The sequence below is a fragment of the Mesorhizobium quangtriensis genome, from assembly GCF_040081925.1.
Taxonomy (GTDB): domain Bacteria; phylum Pseudomonadota; class Alphaproteobacteria; order Rhizobiales; family Rhizobiaceae; genus Mesorhizobium_K; species Mesorhizobium_K quangtriensis.
Map to the genome: position 1 here is coordinate 501,401 of NZ_JBEBMF010000003.1, position 14,829 is coordinate 516,229.

A 14,829-nucleotide genomic window follows, 5' to 3' on the forward strand; every position below is an offset into this window, starting at 1 on the left:
ATTGGTGCCACAGTCGGTACGGTCTGCATCGGATTGGCTCACCGCATGCCTGATGAAAATTGATCTGGATGAAGATCGTGACGCCACTCATGAAATCTGACGGTTCAGGTCAGGAAGGCGACGCCAGGCCTGGCGGGCAGGGCGCCCCACGCCGGCACGACTTGGACTGGCTGAGGATATGCGCCTTCGGCGTGTTGATCCTCTATCACATTGGCCTGTCATACGTGACCTGGGACAATGCCTACGTCAGCAGCCGTTACAGTTCCACCTTCATCGAACCGGCTATGGGACTGGTCAGTTCGCTGGCGGCCCTCTTTTTCATCTCGGGCGTGGCGGTTCGATTTGCGGTCGACAAGGTACCTTTGCGCGATTTTGTGCAGGAGCGATTCACGCGGCTCTTCGTACCTCTGGTGTTTGGAAGTTTGGTGCTCTGTGTCCCGCTGAGCTACATAACGCTACGTTTCCGAGACGAGATACCTGCCGGCTATCTCGTCTACTATCGTGACTATCTTGGTTTCGGTCAGTATGCGTTCAGCGTGCCGGATGCGCATCACCTGTGGTACGTCGCGGCTATCCTCACCTACATGATGATCATCGCGGCCTTCCTGCCCGTCTGGAGAACTGCAACAAAGCATTTGGCCGAGCCGTTCTTTGCCTGGCTCGCCGGAGGTGGCTTCTGGCGTGTGCTGTTGGTTCCGGCTATCCCCTTCATCCTCTATGTCGCCGCACTTGATATCTACCTGTCGCAATTTGACGTAGGAAGCTGGGCGGGGCCTGCGCGCACCTTCAGCTATTTCCTGCTTGGCTTCATGGCCGCGAAGAACGAGGACTTCTGGCGCGCCATCGACAAAGCCTTTCCGGCTGCAATCGGCTTGTCGCTGTTGCTCGGTGGCTTGTTGTTGGCGGCATGGATCAACCAGTTCGAGTTGGACCGCGATGCCCGACTGCTTTATGCGGCGCTGCTCCTCAAACCTTTCTATTCGTGGTCGATTCTTGTGCTTGTCCTCGGGCTGGCTCGGCGGTTCGCCAGCCGGCGCACACGTCTGTTGGCGTACCTCACCACGGGAATATTTCCATACTACATCCTACACATGCCGATCATCGTGATGGTCAGCTATTGGTTCACGATGCACGAAGCGCCGATGTGGGTGGAACTTGCAACGATTCTGGGCGTGACGCTGTTCGGGTGCGTGCTGGGCTACGAGATCATCCGAAGAATCCCTGTGCTTCGACCGCTTTTCGGGCTACCCATACGCCCCGGAAAAAGCACCGCGCCGCCAAAAACCGAAAACAGGTCGCCCGCAGTTGCAGACCTGAATCGATAGCGTATCGGGCTGGATTCACCGTCCTCCTTTCACCACCACGATCGCAACCTCCCCCTCGAGTGCGCCCTGATAGGCTGAAATGTGCGGTTCCTCGTCCGGCTCGCCTTCCATGTCGCCGATCTGGTCGAGCTCGGCCTCGGCGTAGCCTTCGCGAGTCAGCGCGGTCAGCGTCATCCGCACGGCAGAATCGTCGTCTGGCGCGGTAAGCAGCACATGGACATCCTCCCACGGGCCCGTTTTGTCGCGGCGCACCCGTCCAATGATGATGGTGACGGATCGCTCGTCGTTGTCGTTCATGGCGGTGATTCCCTTGTTTGGCGTGTCTGCCGCGCCGGAGATTCGTTTGTCGGGATATCTGTCGCACGCCGCGACCCTCGCGGACAGAAATAGCTGGTCACTTTCTGCATTCTGGCCCCGTGAACACGCAAGAAAATGTCGCGGGCTTGCGGCATGACAGGCATGCGCCTATTTGACGAGAGAAATCGTGGCTGCGGGGTTGACGCTTTCGGGTGTTGCGAGTAGAAGCCGCGCAATCTGAGCCGATGTGAGGTTTTGCTTTCCAGGGCGTCTCGCCCAGGAGTTTGCCTCAAACAGGGTTCGTCTTACGAGCGACTGAACATTTCCAGCATGCACGAAGCGGCTTCCGCTTCCTCTGCTTTTGTTCGGGCAGGACCGCTGCAAGCGGTGTTTTGCCCGAATTTGCGTATGGAAATGACAGTCCCGCTCGAAGCAGGACGGGTCCGGAACGGGCTCAAGATACGGAATTGAGAGACAAGAGGATTTAATGCCTACCGTCAACCAGCTGATCCGCAAGCCGCGCCAGGTGCCGGCTACGCGAAACAAGGTCCCGGCGATGCAGCAGAACCCGCAGAAGCGCGGTGTCTGTACGCGCGTCTACACCACGACGCCGAAGAAGCCGAACTCCGCTCTGCGCAAGGTTGCGAAGATCCGCCTGACCAACGGCTTCGAGGTGATCGGCTATATCCCGGGCGAGGGCCATAACCTTCAGGAGCACTCCGTGGTCATGATCCGCGGCGGTCGCGTGAAGGACCTTCCGGGTGTGCGCTACCACATCATCCGTGGCGTGCTCGACACCCAGGGTGTGAAGAACCGCAAGCAGCGCCGCTCGAAATACGGCGCCAAGCGTCCGAAGTAAGGGTCCCCCGGCTTCGGCGCTTTTTGTTTGTGCGCCGGGCCTGAGACAAGAGAGACAAAAGCATGTCCCGTCGCCACAGTGCAGAGAAGCGTGAGATCAACCCGGACCCGAAGTTCGGCGATCTCGTCGTCACCAAGTTCATGAACGCCGTCATGTATGACGGTAAGAAGTCAGTCGCCGAGACGATCGTCTATGGCGCGCTCGACCAGGTGCAGGCCAAGACGAAGCAGGAGCCGGTCACGGTCTTCCATCAGGCGCTCGACAATGTCGCGCCGCACGTCGAGGTCCGTTCCCGCCGCGTCGGTGGCGCGACCTATCAGGTTCCGGTCGACGTTCGCCCCGAGCGTCGCCAGGCGCTTGCAATCCGCTGGCTGATCGCCGCGGCGCGCAACCGTAACGAGACCACCATGGTCGATCGCCTCTCCGGTGAATTGATGGACGCGGCCAACAACCGCGGCACCGCCGTGAAGAAGCGTGAAGACACCCACAAGATGGCGGAAGCCAACCGCGCCTTCGCGCACTACCGCTGGTAAGGCGCAGACGAGAGACTGAGAGGCACCATCATGGCCCGCGAATATAAAATCGAAGACTACCGTAACTTCGGCATCATGGCGCATATCGACGCCGGCAAGACGACGACGACCGAGCGCGTCCTCTACTACACCGGCAAGTCGCACAAGATCGGCGAAGTCCACGATGGCGCGGCCACGATGGACTGGATGGAGCAGGAGCAGGAGCGCGGCATCACCATCACGTCCGCCGCCACCACGACCTTCTGGAAGGGCCGTGACGGCAAGCTGCGCCGCTTCAACATCATCGACACCCCCGGCCACGTCGACTTCACCATCGAAGTCGAGCGTTCGCTGCGCGTTCTCGACGGCGCCATCGCGCTGCTCGACGCCAACGCCGGTGTCGAGCCGCAGACCGAGACCGTGTGGCGCCAGGCTGACAAGTACCACGTGCCGCGCATGATCTTCTGCAACAAGATGGACAAGATCGGCGCGGACTTCTACCGCTCCTACGAGATGATCGGCTCGCGCCTTGGTGCACAGGCCGTCGCCATGCAGCTTCCGATCGGCGCCGAGACTGAATTCAAGGGCGTTGTCGATCTTATCGAGATGAACGCGCTGGTATGGCGCGACGAGTCGCTCGGCGCTGCCTGGGACGTGGTCGAGATTCCGGCCGACCTCAAGGCGAAGGCCGAAGAATTCCGCGAGAAGATGATCGAAGCCGCCGTCGAAATGGACGACGAGGCGATGAACAACTACCTCGAAGGCAAGATGCCTTCGAACGACGAGATCCGCGCGCTGATCCGCAAGGGCACGATCGCCGTCAAGTTCTTCCCGATGTTCTGTGGCTCGGCCTTCAAGAACAAGGGCGTGCAGCCGCTCCTCGACGCCGTCGTCGAGTTCCTGCCGTCGCCGGTTGACGTTCCGGCGATCAAGGGCATCGACGCCAAGACCGAGAAAGAAATCGAGCGTCACGCCGACGACAACGAGCCGCTGTCGATGCTCGCGTTCAAGATCATGAACGACCCCTTCGTCGGCTCGCTGACCTTCGCGCGCATCTATTCGGGCAAGCTCACTAAGGGCACCTCGCTTGACAATACCGTCAAAGGCAAGAAGGAGCGCATCGGCCGTATGCTGCAGATGCACTCCAACTCGCGTGAGGACATCGAAGAGGCTTTCGCCGGCGACATCGTCGCTCTGGCCGGCCTCAAGGACACGACCACCGGCGACACGCTGTGCGACCCGCTGAACCCGGTCATCCTGGAGCGCATGGAATTCCCCGATCCGGTCATCCAGATCGCGATCGAGCCGAAGACCAAGGGCGACCAGGAAAAGATGGGCCTCGCGCTGCATCGCCTCGCCGCCGAGGATCCGTCCTTCCGCGTCAAGACCGACGAGGAAAGCGGCCAGACCATCATCGCCGGCATGGGCGAGCTTCACCTCGACATCATCGTCGACCGCATGCGTCGCGAGTTCAAGGTCGAGGCCAATGTCGGTGCGCCACAGGTGGCTTACCGCGAGACGATCTCGCGTGCCCACGAACAGGACTACACGCACAAGAAGCAGACCGGTGGTACCGGCCAGTTCGCCCGCGTGAAGATCCAGTTCGAGCCCAACACCGAGAGCGAGGATTTCGTTTTCGAATCCAAGATCGTCGGTGGTGCGGTTCCGAAGGAATACATTCCGGGCGTCGAGAAGGGCATCAACAGCGTCATGGGTTCCGGCCCGTTCGCCGGCTTCCCGATGATCGGCGTCAAGGCGACGCTGGTCGACGGTGCCTTCCACGACGTCGACTCCTCGGTGCTCGCGTTCGAAATCGCGTCGCGCGCCTGCTTCAAGGAAGCCGCCCCGAAGCTCGGTGTGCAGCTCCTCGAGCCGATCATGAAGGTCGAGGTCGTGACGCCGGAAGACTATGTCGGCAACGTCATCGGCGATCTGAACAGCCGTCGTGGCCAGATCCAGGGCCAGGAGACGCGCGGCGTTGCCGTCGTCGTCAACGCGATGGTGCCGTTGGCCAACATGTTCAAGTACGTGGACAACCTGCGTTCGATGTCGCAGGGCCGCGCCCAGTACACGATGCAGTTCGACCACTACGAGCCTGTGCCGACCGCGGTCGCTCAGGAAGTCCAGAAGAAATACGCCTAATTCCAAAGGCTTGACGCGGTAACTTAATTTTCGCCCACAGTTGGGCAGCAGGAACGGAGACCTCAAATGGCAAAAGGTAAATTTGAGCGCACCAAGCCTCATGTGAATGTTGGCACGATTGGTCACGTTGACCATGGCAAGACGTCGCTGACGGCGGCGATCACGAAGTATTTTGGCGAGTTCAAGGCGTATGACCAGATTGACGCTGCGCCTGAGGAGAAGGCTCGCGGCATCACGATCTCGACGGCGCATGTCGAGTACGAGACGGAGAACCGTCACTATGCGCACGTCGACTGCCCCGGCCACGCCGACTATGTGAAGAACATGATCACGGGTGCTGCGCAGATGGACGGCGCGATCCTGGTCGTTTCGGCCGCCGACGGCCCGATGCCGCAGACGCGCGAGCACATCCTGCTCGCCCGCCAGGTTGGCGTTCCGGCGATCGTGGTGTTCCTGAACAAGGTCGACCTGGTCGATGACGCCGAGCTGCTCGAGCTGGTCGAGCTCGAGGTTCGCGAGCTTCTGTCGAAGTACGAATTCCCCGGCGACGACATTCCGATCGTCAAGGGTTCGGCTGTTGTTGCGCTGAACGACGGCGACAAGGAGATCGGCGAGAACGCGATCCGCAAGCTGATGGCCGAGGTCGACGCCTACATCCCGACGCCTGAGCGTCCGATCGACAAGCCGTTCCTGCTGCCGATCGAGGACGTGTTCTCGATCTCGGGCCGCGGCACGGTGGTGACGGGTCGCGTCGAGCGCGGCATCGTCAAGGTCGGCGAGGAGCTTGAGATCGTCGGCATCCGCCCGACGACGAAGACGACCTGCACGGGCGTCGAGATGTTCCGCAAGCTGCTCGACCAGGGCCAGGCCGGCGACAACATCGGCGCGCTTCTGCGCGGCGTTGATCGTGAGGGCGTGGAGCGCGGCCAGGTTCTGGCCAAGCCGGGTTCGGTGACGCCGCACACGAAGTTCAAGGCGGAAGCCTACATCCTGACGAAGGAAGAGGGTGGCCGTCATACGCCGTTCTTCACGAACTACCGTCCGCAGTTCTACTTCCGCACGACGGACGTGACGGGCATCGTGACGCTGCCAGCCGGCACCGAGATGGTGATGCCCGGCGACAACGTGACGGTCGACGTGCAGCTGATCGTGCCGATCGCGATGGAAGAGCGCCTGCGCTTCGCCATCCGCGAAGGCGGCCGCACCGTCGGCGCCGGCATCGTCGCTTCCATCATCGAGTAAGAACAAGAAAACCAGATCTGTCGCGGGCGGGGTATCGCCCGCGCCGCGCCAGAACAAGGAACGACAAGATGAACGGGCAAAATATCCGCATCCGACTTAAAGCGTTCGATCATCGCGTGCTCGATGCATCGACGCGCGAGATCGTCTCGACGGCGAAGCGCACCGGCGCCAATGTTCGTGGCCCCATTCCGCTGCCGACCCGTATCGAGAAGTTCACGGTCAACCGCTCGCCTCACATCGACAAGAAGAGCCGCGAACAGTTCGAGATGCGTACCCACAAGCGCCTGCTCGATATCGTCGACCCGACCCCGCAGACCGTGGACGCGCTGATGAAGCTCGACCTCGCTGCCGGCGTGGACGTCGAGATCAAGCTCTAAGGCAAAGCGGCGAGAAGGGGCATAGCCCCGACAGGGAAACCTGGAAAGGACATGAGCCCTAGGTTCGCCGAAGGCTCCTCTGAAGGAAGAACGAAAAAATGCGTTCAGGTGTAATTGCACAGAAGGTCGGCATGACCCGCGTCTACAACGACGCCGGCGAGCATGTTCCGGTCACTGTTCTCCGCGTGGAGAACCTGCAGGTCGTGGCGCAGCGCACGCAGGAGAAGAACGGCTACACGGCCGTCCAGCTCGGCGTTGGGCTCGCGAAGGTGAAGAACACGTCGAAGGCCATGCGGGGTCACTTCGCGACGGCTTCCGTCGAGCCGAAGGCCAAGCTCGCCGAGTTCCGCGTGAGCCCCGAGAACCTCATCGACGTCGGCTCCGAGATCACTGCCGAGCACTTCGTCGTCGGCCAGAAGGTCGACGTCACCGGCACCACCACCGGCAAGGGCTTCCAGGGCGTCATCAAGCGGCACCACATGGGCGGTGGCCGTGCGACCCACGGTAACTCCGTGTCGCACCGTACGCATGGTTCGACCGGCCAGCGCCAGGACCCCGGCAAGGTGTTCAAGGGCAAGAAGATGGCCGGCCACATGGGCGCGACCCGCGTGACCACGCAGAACGTAGAGGTCGTCTCGACCGACGCTGACCGCGGCCTGATCCTGATCCGTGGCGCCGTTCCCGGCACCAAGGGCGCATGGATTTTTGTGCGCGACGCGGCCAAGGCCGAACTGCCGAAGGATGCGCCGAAGCCGGCCGCGATCCGTGCCAAGGCTGACGCCAAGGCCGAAACCGTCGCCGAGGGAGCATGACAATGGATCTCAAGATCACAACCCTCGCCGGCAAAGACGCCGGTAAGCTGAAGCTGAACGAAGAGATCTTCGGTCTCGATCCGCGCGAGGACATCCTGCAGCGCGTCGTTCGCTGGCAGTTGGCCAAGAAGCAGCAGGGCACGCACAAGGCCAAGGGCCGTGCGGAAATCGCCCGCACCGGCGCCAAGATGTACAAGCAGAAGGGTACGGGCCGCGCCCGTCACCATTCGGCGCGCGCTCCGCAGTTCCGTGGCGGCGGCAAGGCTCACGGCCCGGTCGTTCGCAGCCACGAGCACGATCTTCCCAAGAAGGTCCGCGCGCTCGGCCTGAAGCATGCGCTGTCGGCCAAGGCGAAGTCCGAGAGCATCATCATCGTTGATGATCTGGCTCTTGCCGAGGCCAAGACGAAGGCGCTGGTCGCCAGCTTCGAGAAGCTTGGTCTGTCCAACGCTCTGGTCATCGGCGGCGCCGAGCTCGACCAGAACTTCAAGCGGGCCGCGACCAACATCCCGAACATCGACGTGCTGCCGATCCAGGGCATCAACGTCTACGACATTCTGCGCCGCGGCACGCTGGTCCTTTCCAAGGCCGCCGTCGAGGCTCTCGAGGAGCGCTTTAAATGACTGACCTTCGCCACTACGACGTGATCGTCAGCCCGGCGATCACCGAAAAGTCGACCATGGCTTCCGAGCAGAACCAGGTCGTGTTCAACGTCGCCAAAAATGCGACCAAGCCTGAGATCAAGGCTGCAGTCGAGGCGCTGTTCAGCGTCAAGGTCACAGGCGTCAACACGCTCGTCCGCAAGGGCAAGGTGAAGCGCTTCCGCGGTACGGTTGGCCGTCAGAGCGATGTCAAGAAGGCGGTGGTCACCCTGGCCGACGGTCATTCGATCGACGTCGCCACGGGCCTCTGAATAAAGGGGCGAGGATAAGAAGATGGCATTGAAAACCTACAACCCCGTAACGCCGAGCACGCGCCAGCTGGTGCTGGTCGACCGTTCGGCCCTCTACAAGGGCAAGCCGGTCAAGGGCCTGACGGAAGGCCTGACCAAGTCGGGCGGCCGCAACAACTACGGCCGCATCACGGCTCGCTTCATTGGCGGCGGTCACAAGCGCTCGTACCGCATCATCGACTTCAAGCGTCGCAAGTTCGACGTGGCCGCGACTGTCGAGCGCATCGAGTACGACCCGAACCGCACCGCGTTCATCGCGCTGATCAAGTATGACGACGGCGAGTTGAACTACATCATCGCGCCGCAGCGTCTGGCTCCTGGCGACAAGATCATTGCCGGTGAATCGGTCGACGTGAAGCCCGGCAATGCGATGCCTCTGGCAGCGATGCCGGTCGGCACGATCATACACAATGTCGAGATGAAGCCGGGCAAGGGCGGCCAGATCGCTCGTTCGGCGGGCTCCTACGCCCAGCTGGTCGGTCGCGACCAGGGCATGGCGATCCTGCGTCTCAACTCGGGCGAGCAGCGCATCGTCTCCGGCCAGTGCATCGCCACGGTGGGTGCGGTGTCGAACCCCGACCACGGCAACATCAATCTCGGCAAGGCCGGCCGCAAGGTTTGGATGGGCAAGCGCCCGCACAATCGCGGCGTTGTCATGAACCCGGTTGACCATCCGCACGGCGGTGGTGAAGGCCGCACCTCGGGTGGCCGTCATCCGGTTACCCCGTGGGGCAAGCCGACCAAGGGCAAGAAGACGCGTTCGAACAAGTCGACTGACAAGTTCATCATCCGCTCGCGCCATCAGCGCAAGAAGTAAGAAGAGGTAGTCAGAAGTGACACGTTCAGTCTGGAAAGGCCCGTTCGTCGACGGCTATCTGCTCAAGAAGGCGGATAAGGTCCGTGAGGGCGGCCGCTCGGAAGTGATCAAGATGTGGAGCCGTCGCTCCACCATCCTGCCGCAGTTCGTCGGGCTCACCTTCGGCGTTTACAACGGTCAGAAGCATGTCCCGGTCTCGGTGAACGAGGACATGGTCGGCCACAAGTTCGGTGAGTTCGCTCCGACCCGGACCTATTACGGTCACGGCGCGGATAAGAAGGCGAAGAGGAAATAAAGATGGGCAAGGCCAAAGCTCCGCGCAGGCTTGCTGACAACGAGGCGCGTGCCGTTCTGCGCACGATCCGTATCAGCCCGCAGAAGCTCAACCTCGTTGCGCAGTTGATCCGCGGCAAGAAGGTCGCGGCTGCTCTCAACGATCTCGAGTTCTCGCGCAAGCGTATCTCCGGGACCGTGAAGAAGACGCTGGAATCGGCGATCGCCAACGCGGAAAACAACCACGACCTCGATGTCGATGCGCTGATCGTGGCCGAGGCCTACGTCGGCAAGTCGATCGTCATGAAGCGCTTCCACGCCCGTGGCCGTGGCCGCGCCAGCCGCATCGAGAAGCCGTTTTCGCACCTCACGATCGTCGTTCGTGAGGTCGAGGCCAAAGAGGAGGCCGCATAATGGGTCAGAAAATCAATCCGATCGGCTTCCGCCTCGGCATCAACCGCACCTGGGACTCTCGCTGGTACGCAAACACCGGCGAGTATTCCAAGCTCCTGCATGAGGACATCAAGATCCGCGAGTATCTTGAGAAGGAACTGAAGCAGGCCGCGATCTCCAAGGTCGTGATCGAGCGTCCCCACAAGAAGTGCCGCGTCACGATCCACGCCGCCCGCCCGGGCCTGATCATCGGCAAGAAGGGCGCCGACATCGAGAAGCTTCGTAAGAAGCTGACCGAGATGACGAAGTCCGAGACGCACCTCAACATCGTTGAGGTTCGCAAGCCGGAGATCGATGCCACGCTGATCGCACAGTCGATCGCACAGCAGCTCGAGCGCCGTATCGCGTTCCGCCGCGCCATGAAGCGCGCCGTGCAGTCGGCGATGCGTCTGGGTGCGGAAGGCATCCGTATAAACTGCTCGGGCCGTCTTGGCGGTGCCGAAATCGCCCGCATGGAATGGTATCGCGAAGGTCGCGTGCCGCTGCACACCCTGCGCGCCGATGTCGACTACGGCACGGCCGAGGCCCAGACCGCCTATGGCATCTGCGGCGTCAAGGTTTGGGTGTTCAAGGGCGAGATCCTGGAACACGACCCGATGGCGTCCGAGCGCCGCGCGACCGAGGGCGACCAGCAGCCGTCCGCGCGCCGCCGCGAACGCGAAAACGCCTGATCGGCGAAGGGAATTGGAGTAACGAAAGATGCTGCAGCCAAAGCGCACGAAATTCCGCAAGCAGTTCAAGGGCCGTATCCACGGCGTCGCCAAGGGCGGCACCAATCTGGATTTCGGCGGCTTCGGGCTGAAGGCGCTGGAGCCCAACCGCGTCACCGCGCGTGAGATCGAGGCGGCCCGCCGCGCGATCACCCGCGAGATGAAGCGCGCCGGCCGCGTTTGGATCCGCGTGTTCCCGGACGTTCCGGTGACCTCGAAGCCGACCGAAGTCCGCATGGGTAAGGGCAAGGGCGGCGTCGATTACTGGGCCTGCCGCGTCAAGCCCGGCCGCGTTATGTTCGAGATCGACGGCGTCTCGGAAGAGGTCGCCCGTGAGGCCCTGCGCCTTGGCGCTGCCAAGCTGTCGGTCAAGACGCGCTTCGTTCAGCGCATCGCAGAATAGGAAGGGACGCCATCATGAAGGCCTCCGAAGTCAGGACCAAGACCGCCGACCAGCTCAACGACGAGCTGGCAAGCCTCAAGAAGGAGCAGTTCAACCTGCGCTTCCAGAAGGCAACCGGCCAGCTCGAGAAGACCGCTCGCGTCAAGCAGGTCCGCAAGGACATCGCGCGCATCAAGACCATCGCCGCCGAAAAAGCCTCGGCCAAGAAGGCATAAGGAAAAGACCATGCCAAAGCGCATTCTGCAGGGCACCGTCGTCAGCGACAAGAACGAGAAGACGGTTGTCGTCAAGGTCGAGCGTCGCTTCACGCACCCGGTGATGAAGAAGACCGTGCGTTCGACCAAGAAGTATAAGGCGCATGACGAGAACAACGCCTGCAAGGTAGGCGACCAGGTGTTCATCCAGGAATCGAAGCCGATCTCCAAGGACAAGCGCTGGGTCGTTGTCACCGACGCACAGGCCTGAAGAACAATAATTGGATTTGACGGGGAGGGCGCGAGCCGGTTCCCGGTGAAAGAAGAAGGCGGCCAGTCATGATTCAGATGCAAACAAACCTCGACGTCGCGGACAACTCCGGCGCCCGTCGTGTCATGTGCATCAAGGTGCTGGGCGGTTCGAAGCGGAAGTATGCCTCGGTCGGCGACATCATCGTCGTTTCGATCAAGGAAGCCATTCCGCGCGGCCGCGTGAAGAAGGGTGATGTGATGAAGGCGGTCGTGGTTCGCACGGCCAAGGACATCCGCCGCCCGGACGGCAGCGTGATCCGTTTCGACAAGAACGCGGCTGTTCTGGTCGACAACAAGAAAGAGCCAGTCGGCACCCGTATCTTCGGGCCGGTTCCGCGCGAACTCCGCGCCAAGAACCACATGAAGATCATCTCGCTGGCGCCTGAAGTTTTGTAAGGACCGGAAAAATGCAGAAGATCAGAAAAGGCGACAAGGTCGTCGTCCTGGCCGGCAAGGACAAGGGCCGCACCGGCGAGGTGCTGTCGGTCCTGCCGAAGGAAGACAAGGCCGTCGTGCGTGGCGTGAACCAGGTTCGCCGCCACCAGAAGCAGAGCCAGTCTCAAGAAGGCGGAATCATCACCAAGGAAGCGCCGATCCACCTGTCGAATCTCGCGATCGCCGACCCCAAGGACGGCAAGCCGACCCGCGTCGGTTTCCGCGTTGACGGCGACAAGAAGGTGCGTATCGCCAAGCGCTCGGGAGAAGTCATCAATGGCTAAGGCAGCAGCAAAGGCCGGATCGCAGGCACAGGCGAAGGCCGCCAACCAGCCGCGCCTCAAGAAGGTCTATGAGGAGAAGATCCGTCAGGCCCTTCAGGAGCAGTTCAACTACGGCAACGAGATGGAAGTTCCGCGTCTCGACAAGATCGTGCTGAACATGGGCGTTGGCGAAGCCACGGCCGATTCCAAGAAGCCTTCGGTCGCGGCCGAGGATCTTGCGCTGATCGCCGGCCAGAAGCCGGTCGTTACCCGTGCCCGCAAGTCGATCGCCGGCTTCAAGGTTCGCGAGAACATGCCGATCGGCACCAAGGTTACGCTCCGCAAGGAGCGTATGTACGAATTCCTGGACCGTCTGGTCACGATCGCGCTGCCGCGCGTTCGCGACTTCCGCGGCCTGAACCCGAAGAGCTTCGACGGCCGTGGCAACTACGCCATGGGCATCAAGGAGCACATCGTGTTCCCGGAGATCAACTACGACAAGGTCGATCAGATCTGGGGCATGGACATCATCGTTTGTACGACAGCCAAGACGGACGACGAAGCCAGGGCATTGCTCAAGGGCTTCAACTTCCCCTTCCGGCAGTAACGGCAGCGAGCAAAGGAAAATCTGAATGGCAAAGACCAGCTCAGTCGAGAAGAACAATCGCCGCCGCAAGCTGACCGCGCGCGACGCCGCCAAGCGCAAGGCGCTGAAGGCGATCGTGATGGATCAGTCGAAGCCGCTTGAAGAGCGTTTCCGCGCCCAGCTCAAGCTGTCGGCAATGCCGCGCAATGGCGCGAAGATCCGCATCCGTAACCGTTGCGAAGTGACCGGCCGTCCGCGTGCGTATTATCGCAAGCTCGGCATGTCGCGCGTCGCGCTCCGTCAACTCGGCAACTCGGGCGTCATCCCGGGCCTCGTCAAGTCCAGCTGGTAAGGAGGACTGACACATGTCTTTGAGTGATCCTCTCGGCGATATGCTGACCCGTATCCGCAACGCTTATGGCCGCAAGAAGTCGACCGTTTCGACCCCTGCGTCGAAGCTGCGCGCCCGCGTACTCGACGTGCTGAAGTCGGAAGGCTACATCCGCGACTACAGCCAGACCGATTTCGACAATGGCAAGTCCGAACTCGAGATCGAGCTGAAGTATTTCGACGGCGCTCCGGTGATCCGCGAGATCGCCCGCGTGTCGAAGCCTGGCCGCCGTGTCTACGTATCGGCCAAGTCGATTCCGTCGGTCGCCAATGGCCTCGGCATCGCCATCCTTTCGACTCCGAAGGGTGTCATGGCCGACCACGAAGCGCGCGAGCAGAACGTCGGCGGCGAAATCCTCTGCCAGATCTTCTGATCGGCTGAACGAAAAAGAAAACGAGGAGACGACAATGTCTCGTATTGGCAAGAAACCCGTATCCGTCCCCGCCGGCGTGACCGCGACGGTCAACGGCCAGACGGTTACGGCAAAAGGCCCCAAGGGTGAGCTGAAGTTCGTCGTCAACGACGAGGTTCTGGTAAAGCTGGAAGACGGCCACATCTCCGTCGATCCGCGCGACCAGTCCAAGGCTTCGCGTTCCAAGTGGGGCATGTCCCGCACCCAGATCGTCAACATCCTGACGGGCGTGAAGGACGGCTTCGAGAAGAAGCTCGAGATCAACGGCGTCGGCTATCGCGCCGCGATGCAGGGCAAGAACCTGCAGCTTGCGCTTGGCTTCAGCCACGACGTGGTCTACGAGACCCCGCAGGGCATCACGATCGCGGTCGGCAAGCCCACCGAGATCACGGTGTCGGGCATCGACAAGCAGCAGGTCGGCCAGGTCGCCGCCGAGATCCGCAAGTATCGCGGTCCCGAGCCCTACAAGGGCAAGGGCGTGAAGTATGCCAACGAGCGCATCGTGCGCAAGGAAGGCAAGAAGAAGTAATTTGGCGCATGGCGGTTGCCGCCATTCACCGAAATCAACGCCACGGGGGCTCAGCCGCGGGAGGTTCGAAACCTTCCGCACAAGGCGGCCCCCGGTTAAATGAAGGCAAGGACAACAGACAATGGCTTCCAAGGAAACCACCCAGCGCCGCGCGCAGCGCATCCGCCGTCAGATCAAGGCCGTGGCCAATGGCCGCCTGCGCCTCTCGGTGTACCGTTCCTCCAAGAACATCCATGCGCAGATCATAGACGACGCCAAGGGCCACACGGTCGCTTCCGCCTCGACGCTTGAGAAGGACCTGAAGGGTTCGCTCAAGACCGGCGCCGACACCGCTGCCGCTGCCGCTGTCGGCAAGCTGGTTGCAGAGCGCGCCGCCAAGGCTGGCGTGACGGAAGTCGTGTTCGATCGTGGCCCGTACATCTATCACGGCCGCGTCAAGGCGCTTGCCGACGCCGCCCGCGAGGCCGGCCTCAGCTTCTGATTTCGCCGCCGGCCTTCATGAAGGGCCGGCAATTTCAACCCGTGCTTCCGGA

The 14,829-nt window shown here is 61.7% G+C and carries 24 protein-coding genes; 23 read left to right on the forward strand and 1 reads right to left on the reverse strand.

The features are described 5' to 3' along the window. The first annotated feature begins 68 nt into the window (after positions 1-68). Positions 69-1,325, forward strand: a complete 1,257-nt coding sequence (locus ABMA32_RS18200; RefSeq protein ID WP_349015218.1) for an acyltransferase family protein — start codon at positions 69-71, stop codon at positions 1,323-1,325. A gap of 15 nt (positions 1,326-1,340) precedes the next feature. Here the strand turns inward: ABMA32_RS18200 and ABMA32_RS18205 are convergent, their stop codons facing one another. Then, the gene (locus ABMA32_RS18205) at positions 1,341-1,622 is read right to left on the reverse strand and encodes a transcriptional regulator (protein WP_349015219.1); all 282 of its coding nucleotides are present in this window, start codon (positions 1,620-1,622) and stop codon (positions 1,341-1,343) included. Between the two features lie 487 nt (positions 1,623-2,109). Between ABMA32_RS18205 and rpsL the strand changes: the two genes are divergently transcribed. The 22 genes from rpsL to rplR all read left to right on the forward strand — a co-directional run bounded on the left by rpsL (position 2,110) and on the right by rplR (position 14,777). Beyond that, on the forward strand, positions 2,110-2,481 hold the full coding sequence (gene rpsL / locus ABMA32_RS18210; protein ID WP_292773271.1) for a 30S ribosomal protein S12: 372 nt from the start codon (positions 2,110-2,112) through the stop codon (positions 2,479-2,481). Between the two features lie 62 nt (positions 2,482-2,543). Further along, complete coding sequence (gene rpsG, locus ABMA32_RS18215; protein ID WP_127229703.1) at positions 2,544-3,014, forward strand: 30S ribosomal protein S7; 471 nt, start codon at positions 2,544-2,546, stop codon at positions 3,012-3,014. 30 nt (positions 3,015-3,044) lie between these two features. Then, positions 3,045-5,135: an elongation factor G gene (fusA, locus tag ABMA32_RS18220; RefSeq protein WP_349015220.1), complete on the forward strand. Its 2,091-nt coding sequence runs from the start codon at positions 3,045-3,047 to the stop codon at positions 5,133-5,135. Between the two features lie 66 nt (positions 5,136-5,201). Beyond that, positions 5,202-6,377: an elongation factor Tu gene (gene tuf, locus ABMA32_RS18225; RefSeq protein WP_349015221.1), complete on the forward strand. Its 1,176-nt coding sequence runs from the start codon at positions 5,202-5,204 to the stop codon at positions 6,375-6,377. A 68-nt stretch (positions 6,378-6,445) separates the two neighbouring features. Further along, a complete protein-coding gene (rpsJ, locus tag ABMA32_RS18230; protein WP_007066362.1) occupies positions 6,446-6,754 on the forward strand; it encodes a 30S ribosomal protein S10 in 309 nt (102 codons plus the stop codon). 98 nt (positions 6,755-6,852) lie between these two features. Then, positions 6,853-7,566, forward strand: a complete 714-nt coding sequence (gene rplC, locus ABMA32_RS18235; RefSeq protein ID WP_292771717.1) for a 50S ribosomal protein L3 — start codon at positions 6,853-6,855, stop codon at positions 7,564-7,566. Positions 7,567-7,568: 2 nt separating this feature from the next. Further along, positions 7,569-8,189, forward strand: coding sequence for a 50S ribosomal protein L4 (gene rplD / locus ABMA32_RS18240; RefSeq protein ID WP_292771719.1), 621 nt, complete (start codon positions 7,569-7,571; stop codon positions 8,187-8,189). Next, positions 8,186-8,479, forward strand: coding sequence for a 50S ribosomal protein L23 (locus ABMA32_RS18245; RefSeq protein ID WP_349015222.1), 294 nt, complete (start codon positions 8,186-8,188; stop codon positions 8,477-8,479). The genes rplD and ABMA32_RS18245 overlap by 4 nt, the downstream gene beginning before the upstream one ends. 22 nt (positions 8,480-8,501) lie before the next feature. Continuing rightward, on the forward strand, positions 8,502-9,335 hold the full coding sequence (gene rplB / locus ABMA32_RS18250) for a 50S ribosomal protein L2 (protein ID WP_292771722.1): 834 nt from the start codon (positions 8,502-8,504) through the stop codon (positions 9,333-9,335). 16 nt (positions 9,336-9,351) lie between these two features. Then, complete coding sequence (gene rpsS / locus ABMA32_RS18255) at positions 9,352-9,630, forward strand: 30S ribosomal protein S19 (RefSeq protein WP_239370770.1); 279 nt, start codon at positions 9,352-9,354, stop codon at positions 9,628-9,630. 2 nt (positions 9,631-9,632) lie between these two features. Beyond that, positions 9,633-10,022, forward strand: a complete 390-nt coding sequence (gene rplV / locus ABMA32_RS18260) for a 50S ribosomal protein L22 (RefSeq protein ID WP_292771727.1) — start codon at positions 9,633-9,635, stop codon at positions 10,020-10,022. Further along, positions 10,022-10,732 carry a 30S ribosomal protein S3 gene (rpsC, locus tag ABMA32_RS18265; RefSeq protein WP_292771729.1) on the forward strand — a complete coding sequence of 237 codons (711 nt, stop codon included), beginning with the start codon at positions 10,022-10,024 and terminating at the stop codon, positions 10,730-10,732. Before rplV ends, rpsC begins: the two co-directional genes overlap by 1 nt. 28 nt (positions 10,733-10,760) lie before the next feature. After that, on the forward strand, positions 10,761-11,174 hold the full coding sequence (gene rplP, locus ABMA32_RS18270; RefSeq protein ID WP_292771731.1) for a 50S ribosomal protein L16: 414 nt from the start codon (positions 10,761-10,763) through the stop codon (positions 11,172-11,174). Between the two features lie 14 nt (positions 11,175-11,188). After that, positions 11,189-11,389: a 50S ribosomal protein L29 gene (gene rpmC / locus ABMA32_RS18275; protein ID WP_292771733.1), complete on the forward strand. Its 201-nt coding sequence runs from the start codon at positions 11,189-11,191 to the stop codon at positions 11,387-11,389. Between the two features lie 10 nt (positions 11,390-11,399). Next, positions 11,400-11,639 (forward strand): 30S ribosomal protein S17, encoded by a 240-nt coding sequence (gene rpsQ / locus ABMA32_RS18280; protein WP_349015223.1) that lies wholly within the window; start codon positions 11,400-11,402, stop codon positions 11,637-11,639. Between the two features lie 68 nt (positions 11,640-11,707). Further along, a complete protein-coding gene (gene rplN / locus ABMA32_RS18285) occupies positions 11,708-12,076 on the forward strand; it encodes a 50S ribosomal protein L14 (protein ID WP_024924768.1) in 369 nt (122 codons plus the stop codon). A gap of 11 nt (positions 12,077-12,087) precedes the next feature. Continuing rightward, on the forward strand, positions 12,088-12,399 hold the full coding sequence (rplX, locus tag ABMA32_RS18290; RefSeq protein ID WP_292771739.1) for a 50S ribosomal protein L24: 312 nt from the start codon (positions 12,088-12,090) through the stop codon (positions 12,397-12,399). After that, on the forward strand, positions 12,392-12,985 hold the full coding sequence (gene rplE, locus ABMA32_RS18295; protein ID WP_349015224.1) for a 50S ribosomal protein L5: 594 nt from the start codon (positions 12,392-12,394) through the stop codon (positions 12,983-12,985). Before rplX ends, rplE begins: the two co-directional genes overlap by 8 nt. Positions 12,986-13,010: 25 nt before the next feature. Beyond that, positions 13,011-13,316 (forward strand): 30S ribosomal protein S14, encoded by a 306-nt coding sequence (gene rpsN, locus ABMA32_RS18300; RefSeq protein WP_292771743.1) that lies wholly within the window; start codon positions 13,011-13,013, stop codon positions 13,314-13,316. A gap of 13 nt (positions 13,317-13,329) precedes the next feature. Beyond that, entirely contained in the window at positions 13,330-13,728 is a 399-nt protein-coding gene (gene rpsH / locus ABMA32_RS18305) for a 30S ribosomal protein S8 (protein ID WP_292771745.1), read from the forward strand. A gap of 34 nt (positions 13,729-13,762) precedes the next feature. Further along, positions 13,763-14,296 (forward strand): 50S ribosomal protein L6, encoded by a 534-nt coding sequence (rplF, locus tag ABMA32_RS18310; RefSeq protein ID WP_292771747.1) that lies wholly within the window; start codon positions 13,763-13,765, stop codon positions 14,294-14,296. Positions 14,297-14,417: 121 nt separating this feature from the next. Next, complete coding sequence (gene rplR, locus ABMA32_RS18315; protein ID WP_349015225.1) at positions 14,418-14,777, forward strand: 50S ribosomal protein L18; 360 nt, start codon at positions 14,418-14,420, stop codon at positions 14,775-14,777. The last annotated feature ends 52 nt before the right edge of the window (positions 14,778-14,829 follow it).